The sequence below is a fragment of the Corallococcus interemptor genome (assembly GCF_003668875.1).
Taxonomy (GTDB): domain Bacteria; phylum Myxococcota; class Myxococcia; order Myxococcales; family Myxococcaceae; genus Corallococcus; species Corallococcus interemptor.
On sequence record NZ_RAWM01000072.1, the window covers coordinates 1 to 23,233 of the forward strand.

At 69.7% G+C, this 23,233-nt stretch carries 18 protein-coding genes; 12 read left to right on the top strand and 6 right to left on the bottom strand.

Annotated elements, in window-relative coordinates:
• Window positions 1–22 precede the first annotated feature (22 nt).
• From larAH to D7X96_RS23710, 3 genes are read left to right on the top strand one after another with little or no spacing between them, the layout of a single operon-like run.
• Window positions 23–1,633, top strand: coding sequence for an NPN-dependent hydroxyacid isomerase, LarAH14/15/16 family (larAH, locus tag D7X96_RS23700; protein WP_120550765.1), 1,611 nt, complete (start codon window positions 23–25; stop codon window positions 1,631–1,633).
• A 17-nt stretch (window positions 1,634–1,650) separates the two neighbouring features.
• A complete protein-coding gene (locus tag D7X96_RS23705; RefSeq protein WP_121770774.1) occupies window positions 1,651–6,060 on the top strand; it encodes an AMP-binding protein in 4,410 nt (1,469 codons plus the stop codon).
• The gene (locus D7X96_RS23710; protein ID WP_121770775.1) at window positions 6,057–7,085 is read left to right on the top strand and encodes an NAD-dependent epimerase/dehydratase family protein; all 1,029 of its coding nucleotides are present in this window, start codon (window positions 6,057–6,059) and stop codon (window positions 7,083–7,085) included. Before D7X96_RS23705 ends, D7X96_RS23710 begins: the two co-directional genes overlap by 4 nt.
• Before the next feature lie 30 nt (window positions 7,086–7,115).
• Here the strand turns inward: D7X96_RS23710 and D7X96_RS23715 are convergent, their stop codons facing one another.
• Both D7X96_RS23715 and D7X96_RS23720 read right to left on the bottom strand, forming a co-directional pair.
• On the bottom strand, window positions 7,116–7,295 hold the full coding sequence (locus tag D7X96_RS23715; RefSeq protein ID WP_120550762.1) for a hypothetical protein: 180 nt from the start codon (window positions 7,293–7,295) through the stop codon (window positions 7,116–7,118).
• Window positions 7,296–7,300: 5 nt separating this feature from the next.
• Window positions 7,301–8,182 (bottom strand): GGDEF domain-containing protein, encoded by an 882-nt coding sequence (locus D7X96_RS23720; protein ID WP_120550761.1) that lies wholly within the window; start codon window positions 8,180–8,182, stop codon window positions 7,301–7,303.
• Window positions 8,183–8,390: 208 nt separating this feature from the next.
• On the opposite strand from D7X96_RS23720, the gene glgC reads away from it, so the two are divergent.
• Window positions 8,391–9,620 carry a glucose-1-phosphate adenylyltransferase gene (glgC, locus tag D7X96_RS23725; protein ID WP_120550760.1) on the top strand — a complete coding sequence of 410 codons (1,230 nt, stop codon included), beginning with the start codon at window positions 8,391–8,393 and terminating at the stop codon, window positions 9,618–9,620.
• 74 nt (window positions 9,621–9,694) lie between these two features.
• Here the strand turns inward: glgC and D7X96_RS23730 are convergent, their stop codons facing one another.
• Complete coding sequence (locus tag D7X96_RS23730) at window positions 9,695–10,153, bottom strand: hypothetical protein (RefSeq protein ID WP_120550759.1); 459 nt, start codon at window positions 10,151–10,153, stop codon at window positions 9,695–9,697.
• 10 nt (window positions 10,154–10,163) lie between these two features.
• The gene (add, locus tag D7X96_RS23735) at window positions 10,164–11,327 is read right to left on the bottom strand and encodes an adenosine deaminase (RefSeq protein WP_120550758.1); all 1,164 of its coding nucleotides are present in this window, start codon (window positions 11,325–11,327) and stop codon (window positions 10,164–10,166) included.
• Window positions 11,328–11,413: 86 nt separating this feature from the next.
• On the opposite strand from add, the gene D7X96_RS23740 reads away from it, so the two are divergent.
• Complete coding sequence (locus D7X96_RS23740; RefSeq protein WP_244219699.1) at window positions 11,414–12,466, top strand: outer membrane protein assembly factor BamB family protein; 1,053 nt, start codon at window positions 11,414–11,416, stop codon at window positions 12,464–12,466.
• A gap of 6 nt (window positions 12,467–12,472) precedes the next feature.
• Here D7X96_RS23740 and D7X96_RS23745 read toward each other — a convergent pair whose 3' ends face one another.
• On the bottom strand, window positions 12,473–13,735 hold the full coding sequence (locus D7X96_RS23745) for an MFS transporter (protein ID WP_121770777.1): 1,263 nt from the start codon (window positions 13,733–13,735) through the stop codon (window positions 12,473–12,475).
• 136 nt (window positions 13,736–13,871) lie between these two features.
• Here D7X96_RS23745 and D7X96_RS23750 point away from each other — a divergent pair, with 136 nt between their 5' ends.
• The 4 genes from D7X96_RS23750 to D7X96_RS23765 all read left to right on the top strand — a co-directional run bounded on the left by D7X96_RS23750 (window position 13,872) and on the right by D7X96_RS23765 (window position 18,255).
• Window positions 13,872–14,936, top strand: a complete 1,065-nt coding sequence (locus D7X96_RS23750) for a hypothetical protein (RefSeq protein ID WP_244219700.1) — start codon at window positions 13,872–13,874, stop codon at window positions 14,934–14,936.
• A gap of 44 nt (window positions 14,937–14,980) precedes the next feature.
• On the top strand, window positions 14,981–15,571 hold the full coding sequence (locus tag D7X96_RS23755; protein WP_208647362.1) for an RNA polymerase sigma factor: 591 nt from the start codon (window positions 14,981–14,983) through the stop codon (window positions 15,569–15,571).
• Window positions 15,568–16,368, top strand: coding sequence for a tetratricopeptide repeat protein (locus D7X96_RS23760; RefSeq protein WP_120550755.1), 801 nt, complete (start codon window positions 15,568–15,570; stop codon window positions 16,366–16,368). Before D7X96_RS23755 ends, D7X96_RS23760 begins: the two co-directional genes overlap by 4 nt.
• 699 nt (window positions 16,369–17,067) lie before the next feature.
• The gene (locus D7X96_RS23765) at window positions 17,068–18,255 is read left to right on the top strand and encodes a DUF7305 domain-containing protein (RefSeq protein ID WP_121770791.1); all 1,188 of its coding nucleotides are present in this window, start codon (window positions 17,068–17,070) and stop codon (window positions 18,253–18,255) included.
• 1 nt (window position 18,256) lies between these two features.
• Here the strand turns inward: D7X96_RS23765 and purU are convergent, their stop codons facing one another.
• Entirely contained in the window at window positions 18,257–19,120 is an 864-nt protein-coding gene (gene purU, locus D7X96_RS23770) for a formyltetrahydrofolate deformylase (protein WP_121770778.1), read from the bottom strand.
• Between the two features lie 118 nt (window positions 19,121–19,238).
• Here purU and D7X96_RS23775 point away from each other — a divergent pair, with 118 nt between their 5' ends.
• From D7X96_RS23775 to D7X96_RS23785, 3 genes are all read left to right on the top strand, one after another.
• Complete coding sequence (locus D7X96_RS23775; protein ID WP_121770779.1) at window positions 19,239–20,111, top strand: TIGR02587 family membrane protein; 873 nt, start codon at window positions 19,239–19,241, stop codon at window positions 20,109–20,111.
• Window positions 20,108–20,494, top strand: coding sequence for a hypothetical protein (locus tag D7X96_RS23780; RefSeq protein WP_121770780.1), 387 nt, complete (start codon window positions 20,108–20,110; stop codon window positions 20,492–20,494). Before D7X96_RS23775 ends, D7X96_RS23780 begins: the two co-directional genes overlap by 4 nt.
• Window positions 20,495–20,611: 117 nt before the next feature.
• Window positions 20,612–23,218 (top strand): carboxypeptidase-like regulatory domain-containing protein, encoded by a 2,607-nt coding sequence (locus tag D7X96_RS23785; RefSeq protein ID WP_244219701.1) that lies wholly within the window; start codon window positions 20,612–20,614, stop codon window positions 23,216–23,218.
• Window positions 23,219–23,233 lie beyond the last annotated feature (15 nt).

A 23,233-nucleotide genomic window follows, 5' to 3' on the forward strand; every position in this document is an offset into this window, starting at 1 on the left:
CCCTTCCGCCGTCCCCCTCCCCATGCGCCCGCTCAAGACGCTCCAGAAGCTGTACGACGAGGAAAGCCAGGTGGTCATCACGGAGAAGGGCAGCCCCCCGCGGGCGCTCTTCTACGGCGAGGGCTTCCTCCAGGAAGACCTGCCCGTGGGCACCCGGGTCATCTTCCCCCGCCCCCCGCTGGAGGGCGTGCCCAACGTGAAGGCCGCCATCCGCTGGGCCATCAACCACCCGGAGGGCATGGACCCGCTGCACGCGCTGCTCAAGCCCGGCATGCGGCTGACGTGCGTCATCGACGACATCAGCGTGCCGCTGCCGCCCATGGTCACGCCGGACGTGCGCCAGTCCATCCTGGAGGTGGTGCTGGAGCTGTGCGCGGACAGTGGCGTGGACGACGTGCACCTGGTCATCGCCAACGCGCTGCACCGCCGGATGACGGAAGGTGAGATGAAGCGCATGGTGGGCGAGAAGATCTTCGACGCCTACTACCCGGACCGCTACTACAACCACGACGCGGAAGACCCGGACGGGATGACGGAGCTGGAGCGCACCAGCCACAACGAAGTGGTGGCGGTGAACCGGCGCGTCGCGGAGAGCGACCTCATCGTCTACGTGAACATCAACTTCGTGCCCATGAACGGCGGGCACAAGTCCATGGGCACGGGCGTGACGAACTACGCGTCGCTCCGGCACCACCACAACCCCAAGACGATCCGCGAGTCGGACTCCTACATGGAGCCGAAGGCGAGCGCGCTCTACACGAAGAACTCGCGCATCGGCACGGTCATCGACAACACGCTGAAGGTCTTCCACATCGAGACCACGCTGAACAACCGCATGTTCGGCGCGCCCACGGACTTCCTCGCGAAGAAGGAGGAGGACTACACGGAGGCGGACCGGCTGAAGTTCCAGGCCCTGCGCTACACGCTGTCCAAGCTGCCCCGCGCGGCGGCGCGCAAGGTGCTCAACGCCATCCCCGCGCCCTACGACGTGACGGGCGTGTTCGCGGGCGCCACGGAGCCCACGCACGCGAAGACGCTGGAGCAGAGCTGGAAGCAGTACGTGGTGCCGGTGGAGGGACAGAGCGACATCGTCATCTTCCCCATCCCGTTCGTCAGCCCCTACAGCGTCAACTCCATCCTCAACCCGCTGCTCGTGCAGGTGATGGGGCTGGGCTACTTCTACAACCTCAACCGGGGCGTGCCGCTGGTGAAGAAGGGGGGCGTGCTCATCCTCCTGCACCCGGCCTACGACGAGTTCGACCCCGTGCAGCACCCCAGCTACATCGAGTTCTTCCACCGGCTGCTGCCGGAGACGCGGGACTCCATGAAGCTGGAGCACAAGTACGAGAAGGAGTTCGCGGAGAACCCCAGCTACGTGCACCTGTACAGGAAGGGCAACGCCTACCACGGCGTGCACCCCTTCTACATGTGGTACTGGGGCGAGAACGGCCGCCAGCACGTGGGCAAGGTCATCGTCGCGGGCGCGGAGAACAACCACGTCCCGGCCCTGCTCGGCTGGGACCGCACGGACACCCTCTCCGAGGCGATTGAAGAGGCGCGCGGCTTCATGGGGCGCTCGGCGTCCATCAGCCTGCTGCGCATCGCGCCCACGGTGATGGTGGACGTGAAGTGAAAGGGTCGCACACGGACATGGCCACGCCTCCCTCGCTGGACGTCACCCAGGTCTTCACCGGCAAGCGCATCGTCTTCGTCGGCACCACCGGCTTCGTGGGCAAGGTGACGCTGTCGATGCTGCTGACCCACTACGGCGACGTGCTGGACCGGGTCTACGTCGTCGTGCGCAAGGGCAGCGCCGCGTCCGCGGAGCGCCGCTTCTTCGACAAGGTGGCCCCCAGCGAGCCCTTCCAGCCGCTGCGCGACCGCCTGGGCGACGAAGGCGCCATGGCGTTCATCCAGCAGAAGTGCACCATCCTGGATGGCGACATCACCGACCCCCTGGTGGGCCTGGAGGAGGCGCAGGTCGCGGCCCTCACCGGGCAGGTGCACGCCATCGTCAACTGCGCGGGTCTGGTCTCCTTCAACCCGTCGCTGGAGGTGGGCCTCAACGTCAACACCCACGGCGTGAAGAACGCGGTGGCGCTGGCGCTGCGCTGGAGCGTGCCGCTCATCCACATGTCCACCGCGTTCGTGGTGGGCAACCGCAGCGGGCTCGTCTTCGAGGACGAGCCGGTGCTGGGCTACTTCCCCAAGCACGACGAGATGGACGGGCGCGACTTCAGCCTGGAGCAGGAGCTGGCGGACGCGGAGAAGATCGTCGCCCGCCTGCGCGAACAGGCGGATGACAAGGCGCTCACCTCCCTCTTCCGGCAGAAGGCGCTGGACCGCCTGGAGGAAGAAGGCCGCGACGCCACGGATGAGAAGACGCTGCGCCTGGCCGTGGGCCGCGAGCGCAAGCTGTGGCTGTCCGGCGAGCTGGTCCGCGCGGGCATGGAGCGCGCGCAGCACTGGGGCTGGCCCAACACGTACACGTACGCCAAGCACCTGGGTGAACAGGTGATGGCCGCGACGCCGGGGCTTCGCTACTCCATCGTGCGGCCCTCCATCGTGGAGAGCGCGGCGCACTTCCCGTTCCCCGGCTGGAACGAGGGCTTCACCACGTCCGCGCCGCTGGCGTACGCGGGCATCAAGGGCCAGCGCGGCATCCCCGCGGGCGACCACGCCATCCTGGACATCATCCCGGTGGACCAGGTGGCGGGCGCCACGCTGGGCATCACCGCGCACGCGATGCAGGTGGAGGAGCGCCGCGTCTACAACCTGGCGTCCGGTGACGTGAACCCGTTCCTCGCCAGCCGCTCCGTGGAGCTGGTGGGCCTGTACCGCCGCCGCTACTACCGCAACCGCGAGACGGGCAACACGCTGGTCAACGCGCTGCGCTCGCGCATCGAGCCGCAGCCGGTGAGCAAGCAGGAGTTCCAGCTGCTCAGCGCGCCCATGCTGGCCAAGGGCGCGAAGCTCTTGAAGAAGGCCATGGACGAGGTGCGGCCCGCGTGGGGCGCGCCCCGCGTGCAGGCCATGATGGACAAGGCCCGCGTCGCGCTGGACGAGGTGGAGTCCCAGGCGGGCAGCCTCTCCGGCCTCATCGAGCTGTTCCTCCCCTTCCTCTGGGAGAACCGCTACGTCTTCCGCTGCGACAACACGCGCTCCGTCTACGAGCGCATGGTGCCGGCGGACCGCGCGAAGATTGACTGGGCGCCGGACCGCATCGACTGGCGCGAGTACTTCCTGGGCACGCACCTGCCCGGCCTGGAGAAGTGGGTGTTCCCGGGCCTGGACGAGGAGCGCGAGAAGCGCACCGCCATCCCCGCGCACCGCGACCTGCTGGAGCTGTTCGAGGCCACCGTGCACGCGTACCGCCACCGGGTGGCGTTCCGCATGGCCGCGGGGGAGAAGGAGGAGCGCTTCACCTTCGGCGAGGTGCACCGCTACGCGGCCCGCGTGGGCAGCTACCTCATGGCCCAGGGCATCAAGCGCGGCGACCGCGTGCTGCTGGTGTCAGAGAACCGGCCGGAGTGGGCCATCAGCTACTTCGGCATCCTGCGCGCGGGCGGCACCGCCGTCCCCGTGGACCCCGCGCTCACGGAAGCGGAGGTGGTCAACATCGCGAAGCGCGCGGCGGCGAAGCAGTGCCTCGTGTCCGAGCAGGCCGCCCAGGACTTCCCCGGCCTCTTCGCGGCGCTGGGTGAAGGCGTGGGCGTGGCGAGCCTCGCGGAGGCCATGACGGGCGACCCGGCGTTCCCGGACCGCATCGGGCCGGTGAGGAAGTCCGCCGCCGCCGACGACGTGGCGAGCGTCATCTTCACCTCCGGCACCACCGGCACGCCCAAGGGCGTGATGCTCACCCACCGCAACTTCGCGTCGCTGGTGGCGAAGCTGGCGGGCGCGTTCGACGTGGGCGTGGGCGACGGCGTGCTGTCCGTGCTGCCCCTGCACCACACCTTCGAGTTCTCCGCCGGCTTCCTCACGCCGTTCATGCGCGGCGCGGAGATCACGTACATCGACGAGCTCACGTCGGACCGGCTGGGCGACGTCTTCGAGACGGGCCGCGTGACGGCGATGATTGGCGTGCCCGCGCTCTGGCAGCTGTTGCACCGCAAGATTACCCAGGAGATGGCCGCGCGCCCGCCGCTGGTGGAGCAGGCGCTCAAGGCGCTGATGGCGGCCAACGGGGAGCTGCGCAACCGCAGCTCGCTCAACCTGGGCAAGCTGTTGTTCTGGCCGGTGCACCGCAAGTTCGGCGGCCGGGTGAAGGTGCTGGTGTCGGGCGGCTCCGCGCTGTCCGAAGAGGTGCACCAGGCCTTCCACGAGCTGGGCTTCACCATGCGCGAGGGCTACGGCCTCACGGAGGCCGCGCCGGTGCTGGCGGTGTCGGAAGCCACCAACAAGCGCATCAAGGGCACGGTGGGCAAGGCGCTGCCGGGCATCGAGTTCAAGGTCCTCAACCCGGACAACGACGGCATTGGCGAGGTGCTGGCCAAGGGCCCGAACGTGATGGCGGGCTACTTCGGGGACCGCGAGGCGACCGAGGCCGTGGTGAAGGACGGCTGGCTGCACACGGGCGACCTGGGCCGCATGGACGACGAGGGCCGCCTGTACCTCATGGGCCGCGCCAAGGACGTCATCGTCGACGCCAACGGCAAGAACGTCTACCCGGACGAACTGGAAGAGCTCTACCAGGAGCACGAGCACATCAAGGAGCTGTCCATCGTCGGCCTGCCGGATGACGCCGGCGGTGAGAAGGTGGCGTGCCTCTGCGTGCCGGACTTCAAGGACCGCCCGCGTGAAGAGGTGCGCCACGAGCTGGAGGAGCACTTCCGCAAGGTGAGCGCGGGCATGCCCTTCTACCGGCGCGTGAAGGTGCTGCGCTTCTGGGACGGCGAGCTGCCGCGCACGTCCACCCGCAAGGTGAAGCGCAAGCGCGTGGTGGAGGAGCTGCAGCGGCTGGACCGCGTGGCGGCCAGCGCGGGCCGCGTGAAGGAGAAGGCGCAGGCGGCGCCCACCACGGGTGGCGTGTCGGACTGGCTCTACCCGCTCGTTGCCGAGGTCTGCCACCGCCCTGTGTCGGACGTGAAGCCGGACGCGCAGCTCATTGGCGACCTGGGCTTTGACTCGCTGATGCTCACGGAGATGTCCGTGGCGCTGGAGGGCGCGGGCGTGCCGCTGCCCGCCATTGAAGACCTGACGCAGGTGCAGACGGTGGAGGACCTGCGCAAGCTGGTGGTGGCCTCCGGACGCCGGCCTTCGGCGGAGACGCGCGCGCGCGACATCAAGAAGGAGGCCGAGCGCGCGGAGGAGGCGGAGATTCCGGTGCCGGAGGCGGTGTCCGCGCTGGGCCGTCAGCTGATGTCCTTCGGGCAGAAGGTGCTCTACGGCGGCGTCTTCGACGTGAAGGTGACGGGCAAGACGTTCATCCCGCAGAACCGCAACTTCCTCGTCATCGCCAACCACGCCAGCCACCTGGACGCGGGCCTGGTGCGCGTGGTGCTGGGCGACCAGGGCGAGCGCATGGTGTCGCTGGCCGCGCGCGACTACTTCTTCGACACGCCGCTCAAGCGCGCGTGGTTCGAGAACTTCACCAACCTCATCCCCATTGACCGGCAGGGCAGCTTGCGCGAGTCGCTGCGGGTGGCGGGCGAGGCGCTGCGGCAGGGCTTCAACGTCCTCATCTTCCCGGAGGGCACGCGCTCCAAGACGGGCGAGCTGATGGAGTTCAAGCCGACGCTGGGCTACCTGTCGCTCACCTACGGCGTGGACGTGCTGCCGCTGTACATCCACGGCGCGTACGAAGCCCTGCCCAAGGGCTCCATGTTCCCGAAGACGAAGGAGCTGGAGGTGCACGTGGGCCCGGCGCTGGAGTACGCGTCGCTGAAGGCCCGGGCGCAGGGCATGGCGCGCTCGGAGGGCTACCGCTACGTGACGCACATCGCGGAGGAAGCGGTGCGCGCGCTGAGGGCGGGCAAGGTGCTGGACCTGGAGCAGGTGGGCGCGGACCGGGACTTCACCCCGCCCGCCCGGGCCCTGCCGGAAGGGAAGGACGCGTGAAGCTGCTCGTCACCGGAGGCACGGGATTCCTGGGCACGCACCTGGTGCCCAAGCTGGTGGCCGCGGGCCACGACGTGCGGCTCATCGCGCGCTCGAAGCCGTCAGGCCCCGCGTTCGCGAAGACGGAAGTGCGGCAGGGCGACCTGAAGGACCGGGACGCCGTGCGCCGCGCGCTGGAGGGCGTGGACGCCGTCTACCACCTGGCGGGGCTCGTCTCCTTCCAGAACAAGGACGCGCGGCGGATGTACGAGCTGCACGTGGACTGCACGCGCGAGCTGCTTCGCGACGTGCGCGAAGCGGGTGTGAAGCGCGTCATCCTGGGCTCCACCTCCGGCACCATCGCGGTGTCGAAGGAGGACCGCGTGGGCACGGAGGACGACGACTACCCCATCACCACCGTGGCCCACTGGCCCTACTACCTGTCGAAAATCTACGAAGAGAAGCTGGCGCTGGAGTACTGCCGCAAGCACTCCATCCCGCTGGTGGTGCTCAACCCCAGCCTGCTGATGGGGCCCGGGGATGACCGCCTGTCGTCCACCTGGACGGTGGTGAAGTTCCTCAACCGGGAGATTCCGTCCATGCCCGGCGGCGGCATCTCCTTCGTGGACGCGCGCGACGCGGCGGAGGCCTTCGCGCAGGCGCTCACCCGGGGCGAGGTGTACGGCCGCCACCTGATGGGCGTGAACATGGCCATGCCGGACTTCTTCGACCGGCTCCAGCGCCTCACCGGCGTCCCCGCCCCGCGCATGAAGCTGCCGCGCGAGGTGAACATCTGGGGTGGCAAGCTGCTGGAGCAGGTGGCGAAGTGGCGCGGCGTGACGTCCAAGCTCGACCCGCAGGAGGTCGAGATTGGCGAGCACTTCTTCTACCTGGAGCCCGCCAAGGCCGAGCGCGAGCTGGGCTTCAAGGCGCGCGACGTGCACGAGACGCTGCTCGACACCGTGCAGTACATCTACGGGAAGATGCCGCCCGGAAACCTGCCCGGCACCCGCGGCCGGCTGGCCGAGTCGCGCGAAGGCACCTGACGTTCGTTGAAGCGGGGCGCGAGCGGGCCCTTACGGGTTCGCCGCGCCGCCGTGCACCCGGCCGCCGCTCACGCGCTCCACGAGCCGGGCGGCGTTCGGGTCGGTGTCCTTCCGGTGCCACACCCAGGCGGCGCCCAGGAAGGCCACGCCCAGCAGGACGAGGATGAGGCGGGCCAGGAAGGACGGGCCGCCGCCGCGTTCGTCCGCCATGGCCTTCAGCCCACCACGCGGTTTCGGCCGGACTTCTTGGCCTTGTAGAGGTTCGCGTCCGCCACCTTGATGAACTGGGACGGCTCCGACATCTCCGAGGCGACTTCCGCCACGCCGATGGAGATGGTGACCGGGATGTCCTTGTCCTCGAAGGCGAAGCGCTTGTCCTCCACCAGCTTGCGGATCTTCTCCGCGAACAGGCGCGCCTTGTCCGGCCCGTCCTCCGGCATGACGATGGCGAACTCCTCGCCGCCGTAGCGCGCGAAGCACTGCTCGCGGCGCACCAGCCGTTTGATGGACTGGGCCATTTCGCGCAGCACGTAGTCACCGGCCAGGTGGCCGTGCACGTCGTTGATCTGCTTGAAGTGGTCGATGTCGAACATCATCAACGACAGCGTGCGCTGGTACCGGTGCGAGCGGCCCATCTCCCGCTCCAGGTACTCCAGGAAGTAGCGCTTGTTGTTGATGCCGGTGAGACCGTCCGCGATGGTCAGCGTGTAGATGGTCTCGTGGTACTGGGTCTCGATGTTGTCGCCATCGAGGAACTTGAAGATGGAGCCTCCCACCTTCACCAGGTCCCCGCTGCGCAGGGGCTGCGCCTGGAGCACCTCCCGGTCGTTCAGGTAGGTGCCGTTGGTGGACTGGAGGTCCTCCACGAACGTCTTGCCCTGACGGGTCCAGATGCGCGCGTGGCGGCGGGACACGTTGTCCAGGTCCACCACGATGTGGTTGTGCTGGTCGCGACCGATGGTGAACTCGGTCTCTTCCAGGACGTACTTCTTGCCCAGCTCAGGGCCGTGGATCTGCACGAGGCAGCACTCGGCGCCGCGCTCGGGACCCGGGGTGAGGCTGGAGATCTTGGTGACTCGCGTTTGGTCGCCAGACATCGCGCCAGCCACGGTAGCACGCAAGGTCCGGGGAAGCCATGCAAGCCAAGAGGACGCACGGGGTTGCGCCCCTCCTCCTACATGCCGCGAAAACGGGAGGTCGGATTCCTCCCATCCACCCCGCCCGGTTGGGCACTCAACGGAAGGCTTCAAGGGGGCCGCGCGGCCATTGTGAGCCAGCGGCCGGGGGCTAACGTGGCTGGCACCTATGTCAAAGCTGCTGGCCATGATTCTGGCGGGAGGCGCTGGCACGCGCCTGGAGCCCCTGACCCGTGAGCGCGCGAAGCCCGCGGTGCCGTTCGGTGGGCGCTACCGCATCATCGACTTCGTCCTCTCCAACTTCGCCAACTCCGGCGTGTACCGGATGAAGGTGCTGACCCAGTACAAGAGCGACTCGCTCAACAACCACCTGTCACGCGCGTGGCGCCTGACGGCGTTCCTGGGTCACTACGTGGAGGCGGTGCCCGCGCAGATGCGCACCGGCGTGGACTGGTACAAGGGCAGCGCGGACGCCATCTACCAGAACCTCAACATCATCACGGACGAGGAGCCGGACCACATCTTCGTCTTCGGCGCGGACCACGTGTACCGGATGGACGTCCGCAAGATGCTGGACTTCCACATCCAGCGGAAGGCCGCGTGCACGGTGGCGGCCATCCCCGTCCCCATCGAGCAGGGGCGCGAGTTCGGCATCATCGACGTGGGGCCGGACGGGCGGATGCTCCAGTTCCTGGAGAAGCCCAAGGACCCGCCGCCCATGCCGGGCAACCCGAAGATGTGCCTGGCCTCCATGGGCAACTACCTCTTCACCACGGACACGCTGGTGAAGCAGGTGGTGCGCGACGCGGCGGACGAGACGAGCGCGCACGACTTCGGCAAGTCCATCATCAGCGAGCTCTACAAGCACGAGCCCGTGTACGTGTACGACTTCGCGCAGAACACGGTGGCCGGCCAGGAGGACAAGGAGCGCGGCTACTGGCGGGACGTGGGGAACATCGACGTGTACTACCAGTCCAACATGGACCTGGTGGAGGTGGACCCGACGTTCAACCTGTACAACGACCGCTGGCCCATCATCACGCAGCCCAACAACTACCCGCCGGCGAAGTTCGTCTTCGCGGACCGGGAGAACAAGCGCGTGGGCACCGCCACGGACTCGCTGGTGGCGGAGGGCTGCATCATCTCCGGCGGCCACGTGCACCGCTCCGTGCTGTCGCCGAAGGTGCGGGTGAATTCCTATTCGGAGGTGGAGGACTCCATCCTCTTCGAGAACGTCACCATTGGCCGCCGCTGCCGCATCAAGCGGGCCATCATCGACAAGAACGTGGAGATTCCGCCCGGGATGACCATTGGCTACGACCCGGTGGAGGACAAGCGCCGCTTCCACGTCACGTCCGGCGGCGTCGTCGTCATCCCCAAGGGGATGAAGGTCACCTGACCTGAAGCGGCGGCGGTGAGGACTTCAGGCGGGCGCTCCCGGAATCACTTCCGGGGCGCCCGCTTCGCTTTTCGTCAGCCCATGCGGAACGCGGCCTTCACGTCCGGCCGGTTGAGCACGATGAGCGACCAGATGCCCGGCACGAGCGACAGGCAGGAGCACGGGCCGCAGCACGGGATGCAGCAGAGGATGGCGGCCGTCAGGGCCCAGCCGTAGCTCCGCAGGTTCTTCATCTTCCAGGCGCCGAAGCCCACCAGCCCGTTGAACACCAGTCCGGGCACGGTGAGCACGAAGCGGCCCAGCGGGGTCATCATCCACCGCAGGGCCTCCTTCCACTGCTCGGGGATGTCCTGGTTGCCGTAGAAGGACTCCAGCTGCGACATGTCCGCCGGCGTCACCAGGCTCACCAGCGAGTACAGGAAGGTGAGGCCCGCCATCACCATCATCAGGATGGCGGGGATGGCCAGGTCCTGCGCGGCCTTCGCGCGCGAGGGGTCGAAGTCAGGCGGGGGAAGGTCTCGGGTTTCGTCCATGGTGGGGGGCTCAGGCCGGCTGGCGCATGGACGCGACGGGGCGCTTCTCGAAGGCGGCCAGGGTGGTGGCGATCTCCTGGTTCACCTGCCGCAGCATGTCCTGCTTCTCCCGGAACGGCAGGAAGGCGCTCTTGAAGCCGGACACGATGATGGTGGTCAGGTCCTCCAGCGACAGGCCCAGGTTGCGGTGGGCCAGCCACAGCTCCTTCGTCACGGTGGTGTCGGTGATGAGGCGGTTGTCCGTGTTGATGGTCACCCGCAGGCCGTAGTCGAAGTAGAACTTGAGCGGGTGGGACTCCAGCGAGGACACCGCGCCCGTCTGGACGTTGGAGGACGGGCAGACCTCCATGGGGATGCGGTGGTCGTTGACGTAGTTGAGCAGGTCGCCGTCCTCGCGCAGCCGGGTGCCATGGCCGATGCGGTGCGCGCCCAGCGAGTGGATGGCCTGGGAGATGGACTCCGGGCCGTACGCCTCACCCGCGTGCGCGGTGCAGTTGACGTTGTTCTTGAGGATGAGGCGGAAGGCGTCCAGGTGGTCCTTGGCCGGGAAGCTGGCCTCGGCGCCCGCCAGGTCGAAGCCCACGACGCCGCGGTTCTTGTACGCCACGGACAGCTCCGCCAGGCGCATGGACGTCTGCGGGTTGATGTGGCGGATGCCGCAGACGATGACGGCGCACTTGATGCCCGTCTCCTTCTTGGCGGCGCGCAGGCCCTCCAGCACGGAGTCGATGACGGTGGTCATCTTCAGGCCCTTCTGCAGGTGCAGCGCGGGCGAGTAGCGCACCTCCAGCCAGCGCACGTTCTCCGCGGCGGCGTCCACGGCCAGCTCGTAGGCGGCGCGGTAGAGCGACTCGGCGGTCTGCAGCACGGAGAGCGTCACGTCGAACGCGACGAGGTACTCCTCCAGGCTCTTGCACACCTGGCCCATGTGGATGGCCTTGGCCAGGCCGTCCTCGGTGTCGGCCATGAGCTTGATCTTCTGCTGCTCGGCCAGCTCCAGGATGGTCTTGAGGCGCATGGACCCGTCCAGGTGGCAGTGCAGGTCCGTCTTGGGGAGCGCGTGGAGCAGCTCCTCCGTCACCGCCAGCGTGGGGGGCGGGATGATGTCCGTACGCCGGGCGGATGAAGGGATGCCGGTGGCGTTGGGGGTTTCGTCGTCACGAATCGTGGGCATGGTCGAAGTTCCTCGCTTGCGTCATCCTCCCCCAAACCATGCCGTCCCGCGCCTGTCCACGCCTGCTCCTGGTGCCCTGCCTGACGTTGACGCTGGCCGTCATGGCGTGCCAGCGCGCGCCGGTGGAAAAGGCCTTCCAGTACTCCAGTGACGCGCCCTCCAGGACGGGGCTCACCGCCCTCCAGGACGGGGTGCTCCTGGGCAACGAGGTGGGCGCGGTGGTGCGCCTGGACCGCGAGGGCCGGCCGGTGTGGACCGCCCGACTGGGCCGCGAGGTGGCGGTGGCCCCCGCCCTGGCCGGGGACAGCGTCGTCGTGGGGACGGTGGTGGGGGAGGTGGCCTGTCTGTCCCTCCAGGACGGCAAGGAGCGCTGGCGCCTGGGAGGCGAGCCCCCCGTCCTGACACCGCCCGTGGTGGACGACGCCGGACACACCGTCTTCCTGGTGGCCCCCGACGGCGCGGTGCGGGCCCTGGCGGTGGACTCCGGACAGGCGAGGTGGAAGCGGCCGGCCCCCGCCCCGGCGAAGTCGTTGGAGCCACAGCCATCCGTGGCCCCGGCGCTCCGGGCGGCGCCGGTGCTGGTGGAGGGCGTGCTGGTGGTGCCGCTGGGCACCGGGCTGTGGGCGCTGGACGCGGAGAGCGGGGAGCCGCGCTGGTCCCAGCCGGTGACGGAGGTGGTGGGGCTGGACTCGGAGCGCGACACCGTCTTCGTGGCCACGCGGCCGGGCCGGGTGCTGGCGCTGTCGGTGAAGGACGGGAGCACGCGCTGGGAGCAGCGCTTCGCGGACGGGGTGACGGGGCCTCCCGCGCGGGCGCTGGGCGCTTTGTGGCTGGGCGCGGGCCCGTCGTCGCTGGTGGGGCTGTCCACGGCGGAGGGCCGGGAGGTGGCGCGGGTGGAGCTGCCCACGCCGCTGGTGGGCCGGGTGCAGGTGGGGCTGGAGGACCTGCTGCTGGTGCCCACGTCCGGGCACGCGGGGAACCTGGTGGCGCTCAAGGCCCCGGGCTGGACGACCGCGTTCACGGTGCGCGCGGACACGCCGCTGCGCACGCGGCCGGTGGTGCGCGGGCCGCTGGTGTTCGTGCTGGGGCTGGACGGCCGCGTGCTGGCGTGGCGGCTGCGGGTGCCCCCGCCGGCCTGACGTCCGTCAGGCGCCGGTGCTCGCGCCGGCGCTGGCGTTCGCGGCGCCGGAGGACTCCACGAAGTCCAGGTCGCGGTGGAAGGTCTCCGTCAGCCGCGCCAGGGCCACCAGCGCCAGCCCGAAGCACACCGCGCCCACGGCGAGCGCCGCGTGCGCCACGCCCAGCGAGCCCTTGAGCTGGCCGAAGGCGGTGGCGGCAATCACCGCGGAGCCGCGCACGAAGTTGGGCACGGACGTGGCGACGGTGGCGCGGATGTTGGTGCCGAACTGCTCGGCCGCCATGGTGACGAGCACCGCCCAGTAGCCCACGCTCAGGCCAATCAAGAAGGTCAGCGCGTAGATGAGCGCCGGGGTGAGGCCCGGCACCAGGCCGTACACGAGCACCAGCGCGAACCACGCGCACAGGCTGAAGCCCACGGCGCGCTTGCGGCTCTTCATCCACTGGCTCAGCACGCCGGACAGGAAGTCCCCCAGCGTCAGGCCCACGCTGCCGAAGAGGATGGCGTCGCCCGCCGTCACCGTGCCCTGCACGTGCAGGCCCGCCGTCAGCTCCGGGGCGAAGACGAAGAGGATGCCGGTGGTGAAGTAGATGGGCACGCCCACGAGGATGCAGCCCACGTACTTGGAGAAGCGGCCGCCGGTGAGGAGCAGCAGCGCGTTGCCCTTCGACGGTCCGGCCTTTTGCGTGAAGAGGGCGGACTCGGAGACCTTGAAGCGCGCGAAGAGGAGCAGCAGGCCCAGCACGCCGCCCGTCACGTAGGCCGTCTTCCAGTGCAGGTGCTGCGCGACGAGCGCCGCGACGACGACGCCCAGCATGCCCAGCGTGGCGACGACGGTGGTGCCCAGGCCGCGCTTCTCCCTGGGCAGCGACTCCGCGACCAGCGTGATGGCCGCGCCCAGTTCGCCCGCGAGCCCCAGGCCCCCGAGGAACCGGCAGGCGGCGTAGCTGTTCACGTCCCAGACGAAGGGGTTGAGAAGGTTCGCCGCCGAGTACAGCAGGATGGAGCCGAACATCACCGACAGCCGCCCGCGCTTGTCCCCGAGCAGCCCCCAGAAGAGGCCGCCCACCATCATCCCCGCCATCTGCGCGTTGTAGATGAAAAGCCCCTTCTGGAAGATGTCCGAGGGGTCCGTGAGGCCCAGGTCCTTCAGCGACGCGACGCGCACCACGCCGAAGAGCGTGATGTCGAAGAGGTCCACGAAGTAGCCCAGCCCCGCCACGAGGACGGTGAGGTTCAGGACCGAGCGCAGTTCCCGGAGGCGATTCATGGCGCGCGACCCTACCGCTTCTGCTCCGCGCGGGAAGGGACGACTCCGCCATGCCGCCGCCCCCTCCCCTGCGTGACAGGCCATTCACACGGGGCGGAGCTTCCAGAAGAATTCCCTGGAAGGTAGGTTTTACTGCATGTTCGTGTTGGAGGCCGTGGCGTGGCAGCGCGTGATGGGACTGGCCCTGGTGCTGGCGCTCGGCGGCACCGCGTGGGCGGCGGACCCGTGGCGGGCGGTGGCGCGCGTGGCCTCCCTGGAGGACCGCGCACTGCTGGAGCGGGTGCGGGGGCAGAGCAGCGACCTGCCGGTGGTGCTGGAGGCGGAGGCCGGGCTGGCCATGGACGCGGGGCCCGACGGCGCGTGGCGTGAGGCCGAGCGGACGGCCTTGAGGAGGGATGCTCGCGCGGTGCTGTGGTTCACGCGCGAGGGGGCGCGGCTGCGCGTGTCGGTGGCGGCGCCTCGCACGGGCCACCTGTTCGTGCGGACCGCGCGGGTGGAGGGCGCGCCGGAGACGCTGACATGGTCCGTGGGCGCGGAGGCGCTGGCGCTGGCGGTGCGCTCGGCGCTGCGCGCGGTGGACGCGGGTGAGCCGCTGGGCGAGGTCGTCGCGCCTCCTCCTCCACCTCCCGCGCTACCTCCTCCGGAGGTGGCGACGCCTCTCGCGGAGCCCGTGAACGAGGCCTTCTTGCAGGTCGGGCTGCACGCGGCGCTGGACGGTTATCACCCGGGAGGCCAGCAGGGCCTGTCCGTGGGCCTGGGGTGGGCGGGCCAGCGGCTGCACCTTCGCGCGCAGGTGCTGGCGTCGCTGCCGGTGCACCTGCGGGATGCGTACACGGATATCCGGCTGACGCAGGGCTCGGCGCTGGCGTGGGCGGACGTGCCCTTCCTGGAGGCCGGGCATTGGCTGGCCACGGTGGGCCTGGGGGCGGGCGTCGCGGGCTTCTGGCGCCGGACGGAGGCGCGGGCGGCGGAGGTGGAGCCTGCTCCGTCGCGGTGGCTCGCTGCGTTCGTGGTGGGGCCGGCGGTGCGGGTGCGGTGGAGGAGATTCGCCGCCGCGTTCGCGCTGGAGGCGACGCTGTCGGGCGAGGTGCTCCTGGGACGGCCGCGGCTGGGTTACTCGGTGGACGGCGACTTCGTGCTCCGGGAGGACGGCGCGCCGGTGCGTCCCCGACTGGGAGTGGGGATGGTGATTTTTCCGTGAGCACCGATGACCCGATCTGGCGCCGGCCGTTCTCCTTGCCGGGCATGAGGAGCTCGGGCTCACATGCGACCGTCGCGCCCCGGGGCGAGGACGCCCGGCTGACCGCGGCCATGCGGGGACAGCGCGAGGCGACCGAGTCCCTGCTCCTGGAGCTGTTGCCCCGGGTGCGCAACCTGGTGCGCTACCTGGTGCGCGGGGACTCGGACGTGGAGGACATCGCGCAGGAGTCGCTCATCGCGCTGGTGCGGGGCCTGCCCACCTATCGCGGCGACGGGCGTTTCCACGGCTGGGTGGACCGGGTGGTGGTGCGCACCACGTTCGCGTGGCTCAAGCGTTCCCGGGGGCGCGAGGCCCGCTACAGTGAGGACCCGGTGGAGCTGCTGGCGGTGCCGTCCGACGAAGCCCCGGCGGACGAATACCTTCACCGCCGCCAGCTGGTGACGTTACTGGACCGGTTGTCGACGGAGCAGCGGCACGCGTTGGTGCTGCACCATGTCCTGGAATTGAGCGTGCAGGAGATTTCGACAGAGCTGGGCGTCCCCTTCGAGACCGTGCGCAGCCGCCTGCGCCTGGGACGCACCGCCCTGCGCGCGCTGGCCTCGGAGGACGAGGCACCCGAGGGGGAGTCACCATGAGTTCCCGCCCCCCGGACGACGGTGACTCGGAGCCGATGGACGACCTGCTGCGGCCCCTGGATGGCGGCAGTGGCCCCGCGCGGCGGCTGTCCCGGAAGCGCTCGAGCGCGCTGGTGCAGGCGGCGCTGGACGCGGCGCTCCAGCAGGCGCCGGAGCCTCCGCGACGACGCAGGCGGCCTCCGGTGTGGTTGATGGCGGGCGCGGCGCTCGTCTTCACGGGAGCCGCGGCCGCCGCCGTGTGGAGCTACGCGAGGCCCGTGCAGCCACCGCCGGTGGTGCTGAAGCCGGCCGTGCCGGAGCCCCCGAGGGTGGCCACGCTGGAGCCGGTCCCCCTGCCCCCTCCGGCGCCGCCGGAGCCCTTCGTCATCGAGCATCCCCGGCCCCTGCGGCCGAGCATCACGGTGAAGGAGTCGTCGAAGCCGGAGGACCTGCTGCGGCAGGCCAACGCGCTCCGTTCCGAGGGGAAGTGGAGGGACGCGGAAGGGCTGTACCTGCGGGTCATCCGCGCGGAGCCGTCGTCGCTGGCCGCGTACGTCGCGCGCGTGGCGTCGGGGTCGCTGCGGCTGGAACACCTGGGGGACGCAAGAGGAGCCCTGCGCCAGTTCCAGGACGCGGTGCGGCTGCAACCCGGAGGCATGTTGGATCCGGAGGCGCGCCACGGAGAGGCCGAAGCCCACCGGGCCCTCGGCGACACGGGGGCGGAGGCCCGGGCGCTGGGAGAGTTCCTCGCGCTGCATCCGGACTCACCGCTGAGCGCCGCGTCGCGAGCACGGCTTCGGGAGCTGTCGCCGCCATGAGGCGCGGCCCGCCTTCGGATGCACCAAGGCCCTCGGGTCTGCCTGTCCTCACGGACGAGAAGGTGAGAGCCCTGAGAGGACGCCTGTCGGCGGCACATCCGCGAAACCTGTCCGACTGTCGGACAGGTTTGGAGGAACGTGGCGGGCAGCGCGCCTACGCCCTCCGAGCGCTGGAAACCTGTCCGACTGTCGGACAGGTTTGGAGGAACACTGCCTCCTCGGTACCCGTTGTGACGATGCGCCTGTGCCCTCCGAGCCTCGGAAACCTGTCTGACTGTCGGACCAGTTTGGAGGAACGCCGCCATCGCGCATCCGGGCGGACGGTGCGCCTGCGCCCTCCGTGCTTCGGAAACCTGTCCGACTGTCGGACCGGTTTGGAGGAACGCCGCCGTCTCGGCATCCGGCGTAGAGGGCGCCACGCCTGCGCCCTCCGCGTGGTTGAAACCTGTCCGACTGTCGGACCGGCTTGGAGCAACACGGCTTCCTCGGCACCCGGTGTGCCGGTGCGCCTTTGCCCTCCGAGCGCTGGCAACCTGTCCGACTGTCGGACAGGTTTTGAAGGAACGTCACCGCCGCGCCCCCCAGTGTGGCGGCACACCTGTGCGCTCCGAGCCTCGGAACCTGTCCGACTGTCGGACAGGTTTTGGGCCGCACCGAGCCAGGAGGCTTCCTCGCATGGCGCGGCACGGTGACGGTTCCATGAGGCTCCGCATCACAGGGTTCGTGGTCTGGACCGCGCTGCTCGGTGCCGCGTGCACGGTGGATGACGCGGTGGCCACGCTGCGCTCACCCGACGCGGGGACCGGCGTGCCGGATGAATGGGCAGCGCACTGCGCGGACAGCGGGCCTCCGCTGTTGTTGGGCAATCCAGCCTCGGGGCCACAGGTGTGCAGCGGCCGGTTGGCGGAGACTTTGTTCCGCCGCGCGGCGTGTTCCTGCGAGGGCCTGTCCTTCAGCGCGCCGTTCACCGTGGACGCGTTCCGCGGTTCGGCGGGGCCCTACGCTCCCGGTGGCGCGGGCGGTGACGTGGGCGTGAACGGCGGCCTGTCCGCGAACGACCGTGTCACCGTGGGTGGCTCGCTCCAGGTGGGTGGCTTGCAGCTCAGCAGCCCGCTCACCGTAGGCGGCAGCCTGGACAGCAACGGTCCCCTCTCCGGTCCAGGCACCTCCGCCACGGTGACGATGGATGCTCGGGTGAACGGGGACGTGGCACTCGCATCGTTCACCGTGGGCGGGGTGCTCACGGTTCCTCCGGAGTTCTCCCCCGGCCCCGCGCAGGCGTCGGAGCTGCGCCGTGAGCCCGTGCCCCCGGTCATCCCCTGCGACTGCTCCGAGTCCTCCCGCTTCGACCCGGCCGCGCTCATCGCCCACCACGCCGTGGACAACGACAACGCGGCCATTGGACTGGACTCCTCGGCGCTGACGGACGTCACCGGCGAACGCGTGCTGGAGCTGCCCTGTGGCCGCTTCCTGCTCTCGCGCATCGCGGGGCCGGGCCAGGCCACGCTGCGCATCCGGGGCCGCACCGCGCTGTTCGTCCCCGGCGGCGTGGACCTGAAGGAAGCGCTCACCGTGGACGTGCAGCCTCCCGGCGAGCTGGACCTCTTCCTCTCCGGGGGCTTCATCGTGTCCGGCACGCTCACGCTGGGCTCCGCCGCCCTGCCCTCGCGGGTGCGCGTGTACGTGGCGGGTTCGCAGGCGCTGGACATCTCCGCGGGCAGCACGCTCGCGGGCAACCTCTACGCGCCCCAGGCCGCGCTCAACCTGAGCGGCAACGCGGAGGTGTTCGGCTCGCTGTTCGTTCGCCACCTGGAATCATCCGGCGCGGTGCGGGTGCACCACGACGCGGACGTGCTCGACGCGGGCGCCGCGTGCCCCGCCGGATAGCTCAGCGGAACACGACGGTCTTGTGGCCGTTGAGCAGGATGCGGTGCTGCACGAACCACGTCACCGCGCGGCCCAGCACCACGCTCTCCACGTCGCGGCCAATCGCCGTCAGCGCCTCGGGCGACAGCGTGTGGTCCACGCGCTCCACGTCCTGCTCGATGATGGGTCCTTCGTCCAGGTCCCCCGTGACGAAGTGGGCCGTCGCGCCAATCAGCTTCACGCCCCGGTCATAGGCCTGCTGGTACGGCCGCGCGCCCTTGAAGCTGGGCAGGAACGAGTGGTGGATGTTGATGAGCCGCCCGCGCAGCGCATCACACGTCCCGGCGGAGAGGATCTGCATGTACCGGGCGAGCACCACCAGGTCCACGCGCTGCTCGCGCACGATCTCCAGCAGGCGCGCCTCCTGCCGCTCCTTGTTCTCCGGCGTCACCGGCAGGTGGTGGAACGGAATGTCGTGGGACGCGGCCAGCTGGTAGAAGTCCCGGTGGTTCGACACGATGGCCGGAATCTCCACCGGCAGGATGCCGCTGCGGTAGCGATACAGCAGGTCGTTCAGGCAGTGGCCGATCTTCGAGACCATCAACAGCACCCGGGGCTTCTCCGCCGCGTCGTGCAGGTGCCACTCCATGGAGAAGCGTCCCGCGAGCGCCCCGAAGGCCTCGCGAAGCGCCGCGGGCGCCGCCTTCCCCTCCTCGTCCGTGAAGTGCACCCGCATGAAGAACAGCCGCGTCCGCGGGTCTCCATACTGGGCGCTGTCGAGGATGTTGCAGCCGTGCTCGGCGAGCCAGCCGGAGACCGCGTGGACGATGCCGCGCTGATCCGGGCACGACAGCGTGAGGATGTATTGGGAGGAACGCTCGGTCATGGACGGCGGCGAATATAGCCCCGCCGTGTGAAGGCCTGGCCCCACGCCGCGGCGAGTGTCCGATGCCATGCGTGGGACACTTCCTTCTCGGTAAAGCGAACCTAGATTCTGGCCTGTCATGGCTGACGACCCTCCAGCCAACGCGTCCCGCAGCCGACGACCGGTACAGGACTCGCTGCGCGAATACGGCCGGGGTATCGCGGGCGGCCTCCTCTTCAGCCTGCCGCTGCTCTACACGATGGAGGTGTGGTGGGCGGGCTTCACGTCCCATCCCGGCAGCGTGCTGGGCTACCTGGTGGCCACCTACGTGCTGCTGCTCGGGTACAACCGCTACGGCGGCTTCCGGCGGGACGTGGACTGGTTCGACGTCTTCACGGACTCGCTGGAGGAGCTGGGGCTGGGGCTGCTCGTGTCCACGGCGGTGCTCGTGCTCATCGGCCGCATCGGCCAGGGCACGTCGCTTCAGGAGGCCGTGGGCATGGTGGTGGTGGAGGCCGGCACGGTGGCCATCGGCGTGTCGGTGGGCACCGCGCAGCTGGGCGGCCAGCACCGGGAAGAGAACGAGGAAGAGGACCAGAAGCGGCTGGAGTCCGCGGACCACGTCCCCGGCCAGCTGGTCATCGCGTTCTGCGGCGCGGTGCTGTTCGCGGCCAACGTGGCGCCCACGGAGGAGATCGTGATGATCGCCGTGGAGACGCAGCCGTGGTGCCTGCTGGGGCTCGCGGTGCTGTCGCTGGTGCTGGGCGGGCTCATCCTCTTCCAGAGCGACTTCACCCGCGCCAAACGCTTCACGCGCCGCCGCCTGCGCCGGGACGTGCTGGCGGGCACGTTCGTGACGTACGCCATCGCGCTGCTGTCGAGCGCCCTGGTGCTGTGGTTCTTCGGCCGGTTCACCGGCAACGACCTGAGCGTCTGTGTCGCGCAGGTGGTGGTGCTGGCGCTGGCGTCGACGCTGGGTGCGTCCGCGGGGAGGTTGCTCATCCAATCATGAAGATGAACTGGAACTGGCTGGAGGGCGTCGTCTTCATATCGAGCTGCGTGCTCGTGGCGCTGGTCATGGGCTACCTGGCGGTGGACGCGTGGACGACGGGCAGCGGCCCGCCGGACCTGACCGTGCAGGTGGGCACGCCGGTGCGCAGCGAGCACGCGAAGGAGTGGCGCGTGCCCGTCACCGTGAAGAACCACGGCGACTCCGCGGCGGAGGAGGTCCACGTGCGCGTGTCGCTGCGAGGCGGCCGCGAGCCGAAGGAGGAGGCGGAGCTCGTGCTGGCGTACGTGCCGCGCAAGTCCCAGCGAGAGGCCTGGGTGGCCTTCCGCGAGGACCCGGCGCCCGAAGGCGTGGAGGCGCACGCGGTGGGCTTCGCCACGCCCTGAGGCACGCTGCTATCCTGGTGGCACATGCGCGCCAGGAAGATGGGGTGGTGGGCAGTCGCGGTCCTCTGCGGGTTGAGCGTGGCTTGTGCGTCCCTGGAGGGCGCGACCAGTGCCAGCATGGGAACACGTTCCACGCGGCCCCTTCCCTCTGCGCCCCTGGGCTCGCTGCGCATCACCGGCGTGGTGCGCGACGCACGAGGCCCTGTCGCGGGGGTGGAGCTGTCCGCGACGCGCGTGGACTCCGACAGCCTGTCGCAGCGTCCGTGTCCCGAGCCGCTGACCTCCCGTCCGCTGGAAACACCGATGGAGCGGTGCTTCCTGGACCTGGCGGACTCCAACGCGCGCCTCGTGGAGGCTCGCGCGGGAGAAGCGCCCTTGTTCGCGCGGACGGTGACGGCGGCGGATGGGTCCTTCGTGCTGGAGGGGCTGCCGCCGGGCGCCTTCACCCTCTGGGCGCTGGGCGACACGGGCGCGGCGGTGCGTACGCAGGTGCAGGCCGGCAGCGAGGCCGTGGCCATGTCGCTGGGGGAGGGCTTCTTCCTCTCCGGCGCGGTGGTGGATGAAGACGCACGAACGCCCATTTCCGGAGCCTGGGTGACGGTGGTGCACGAGTCCGCGTCCCGCTTCTTCCGCGTGCTCGCAGACGACCAGGGACGCTTCCGCATCGGTCCCCTGCCACCGGGGCGCTACTTGAAGTTCGCGGGCGCGGAGGGCTGGGTTCCTGGCGCCTTCCGCGAGGACGTCTGGCTGAACTCGGACGTGGACGTGACGCTCGACCTCTACCGGAAGCAGCGGCTCGAAGGCGTGGTCCTCACTCCGGAGAAGCGCCCCGCGAGTGGCCTGACCGTCCAGCTGCGGCGCAACTCGGAGTATGGCGAGACGGTGACGACCCGGAGCGATGCCCAGGGGCGGTTCGCCTTCGACGGCATCCCTGCAAAGGAATACACGGTCTGGGCCTGGAGCGACGGCCAGACCGCGTATGGCGACAGCCGGGGGGAACCCTCCCGCAGCGCAGTCATCCAGATGCGGCCGAGTACGTTCCTCGAGGGCACCGTGAGGAACGAGCAGGGTCAGCCCTTGAGCGGTGTGCGCGTGCAGGCGCTCTCGGGTGGCGTGGGAGACGGTCTTCCGCCGGAGACCGTCACCGACGGCGCTGGTCACTACCGGCTGGGCCCGCTGATCAGGACCTCCGTCGACATCTCCCTGAAAGGGGACCACCATCACGCTCGACACGAGCAACTGCTCCTGGATGGAGCACGGACCGGCCCGTGGGACTTCACCCTCACCTCAGGCCAGTCGGTCGACGGCATCCTGGCCGATAACGACGGCAAGCCCGTCCCCGGCGTGTACCTGTCGCTGGGAACGGCCCTCGCGTCCGGTGGGTTCCCCCTTGCGGCAACGAACTTCGAGGATGCGTTCGGTAGGTCCGACGAGGCGGGGCGCTTCGTCGCGGGTGCGCTCGATGCAGCAGGCAAGTGGGACCTCCTCGTCGAAACCCAGGGCTTCATCCCCCTGACGCGCCCCGTGCAGGTGCCCTCGACAGGAGTCCGCGTGGTGCTGGACCGGGGCGCCTCCGTGTCCGGCACGGTCACGGATGCGACGGGCCAGCCCCTGCCCGAGGTGCGGATCGGACTCTGGGATTCAGCGGCTCCGGGTAGTCGCCCGCTCCCCGACTACCTCTTCACGGACAGCCATGGCGCGTTCTCGCTGAGCGGACTGAAGGCGGGCCGCTACGTGCTGGAGGCCTGGCAGCGCACGCCGGGCTCCGTGCAATGGGTTTCCCAGACCCTCGATGTGAAGGAGCGGGCGCACACGAACGTGGCCCTGCGATTCGAGGAGGGCCGGACGCTGCGCGGCATGACGACGGACGCCGCGGGCCAGCCCCTCGCGGGGGTCCACGTCCAGGCCTGTCTCTCCCAAGAGGACTCTTCCGCAGGGCGGGTGCGTGAGCTGAGTTGTGTCGCCTCGGAGGAAGACAGCGTGCGTTCAGGTCCGGACGGCCGCTTTACCCTCAAGCACCTGACAGCGCCGGTGTACCAGCTCGTCGCCAGGCGAGAGGACCTGCGTCTCAATCCCAGCCGCTCCCAGGGCGGAACGCCGGGCCCACTCTCCCTGCGCGTAGCGGCGGGAGCCGACAGCGTCCGATTGGTTCTGGAGCCTGCTCCCCGATTGAGGGCACAGATCGTGGATCAGAACGGCGCGCCGCTGCCTGGCACGCTGCGAGTCCGGGAGACCGAAATCGTTGCCTGCCCGGGTCCGTTCTACGTGTTCCAGGCAGAGCAGCACCGCGCGGATGGCCGCTTCGCCCTCCCCCTGACGGAAGACCGGCAGACCTGGCACGTGACCGTGAAGGCCAAGGGCTTCCTGGGCCTGGAGCAGTACGTCGAAGCAAGCCCCGGGCAGGACATCGACCTGGGGACCGTGAAGCTGCTCCGGGGCCGGAAGGTCCGGTTCGTCATCCTCGATGAGGCGACCCGGGCACCCCTGGCGGGAGCCCGCGTCTCCATTGAATTGAGTCATCGCCTGGATGTCTGGCCGTACGAGGTCGCCATGCCTCCTTCGTTTGATGGAAACCTCGACAAGGCGGGCGCCGTCGAGTTCGAGGACCTGGCCATCTACCCCATCCACTTCGAGGTCAAGATGGATGGGCGGCTCCGGGGAGAAGGGCTTGTGGATACGCGGCAGGACGTCGTCACGGTGACGCTGCCGGCTCCGGGCCACTGAGCCCGAGGGAGTGAC

What these genes read in the sequence shown, in the direction of transcription:
- D7X96_RS23730 (WP_120550759.1), bottom strand. Translation starts at nt 10,153, where the DNA reads ATGGACGAAACCCGAGACCTTCCCCCGCCTGACTTCGACCCCTCGCGC.
- D7X96_RS23785 (WP_244219701.1), top strand. Translation starts at nt 20,612, where the DNA reads ATGGGAACACGTTCCACGCGGCCCCTTCCCTCTGCGCCCCTGGGCTCG.
- add (WP_120550758.1), bottom strand. Translation starts at nt 11,327, where the DNA reads ATGCCCACGATTCGTGACGACGAAACCCCCAACGCCACCGGCATCCCT.
- D7X96_RS23720 (WP_120550761.1), bottom strand. Translation starts at nt 8,182, where the DNA reads ATGTCTGGCGACCAAACGCGAGTCACCAAGATCTCCAGCCTCACCCCG.
- D7X96_RS23760 (WP_120550755.1), top strand. Translation starts at nt 15,568, where the DNA reads ATGAGTTCCCGCCCCCCGGACGACGGTGACTCGGAGCCGATGGACGAC.
- larAH (WP_120550765.1), top strand. Translation starts at nt 23, where the DNA reads ATGCGCCCGCTCAAGACGCTCCAGAAGCTGTACGACGAGGAAAGCCAG.
- D7X96_RS23775 (WP_121770779.1), top strand. Translation starts at nt 19,239, where the DNA reads ATGGCTGACGACCCTCCAGCCAACGCGTCCCGCAGCCGACGACCGGTA.
- D7X96_RS23755 (WP_208647362.1), top strand. Translation starts at nt 14,981, where the DNA reads ATGAGGAGCTCGGGCTCACATGCGACCGTCGCGCCCCGGGGCGAGGAC.
- glgC (WP_120550760.1), top strand. Translation starts at nt 8,391, where the DNA reads ATGTCAAAGCTGCTGGCCATGATTCTGGCGGGAGGCGCTGGCACGCGC.
- D7X96_RS23750 (WP_244219700.1), top strand. Translation starts at nt 13,872, where the DNA reads ATGTTCGTGTTGGAGGCCGTGGCGTGGCAGCGCGTGATGGGACTGGCC.
- D7X96_RS23780 (WP_121770780.1), top strand. Translation starts at nt 20,108, where the DNA reads ATGAAGATGAACTGGAACTGGCTGGAGGGCGTCGTCTTCATATCGAGC.
- D7X96_RS23745 (WP_121770777.1), bottom strand. Translation starts at nt 13,735, where the DNA reads ATGAATCGCCTCCGGGAACTGCGCTCGGTCCTGAACCTCACCGTCCTC.
- D7X96_RS23715 (WP_120550762.1), bottom strand. Translation starts at nt 7,295, where the DNA reads ATGGCGGACGAACGCGGCGGCGGCCCGTCCTTCCTGGCCCGCCTCATC.
- D7X96_RS23765 (WP_121770791.1), top strand. Translation starts at nt 17,068, where the DNA reads ATGAGGCTCCGCATCACAGGGTTCGTGGTCTGGACCGCGCTGCTCGGT.
- purU (WP_121770778.1), bottom strand. Translation starts at nt 19,120, where the DNA reads ATGACCGAGCGTTCCTCCCAATACATCCTCACGCTGTCGTGCCCGGAT.
- D7X96_RS23705 (WP_121770774.1), top strand. Translation starts at nt 1,651, where the DNA reads ATGGCCACGCCTCCCTCGCTGGACGTCACCCAGGTCTTCACCGGCAAG.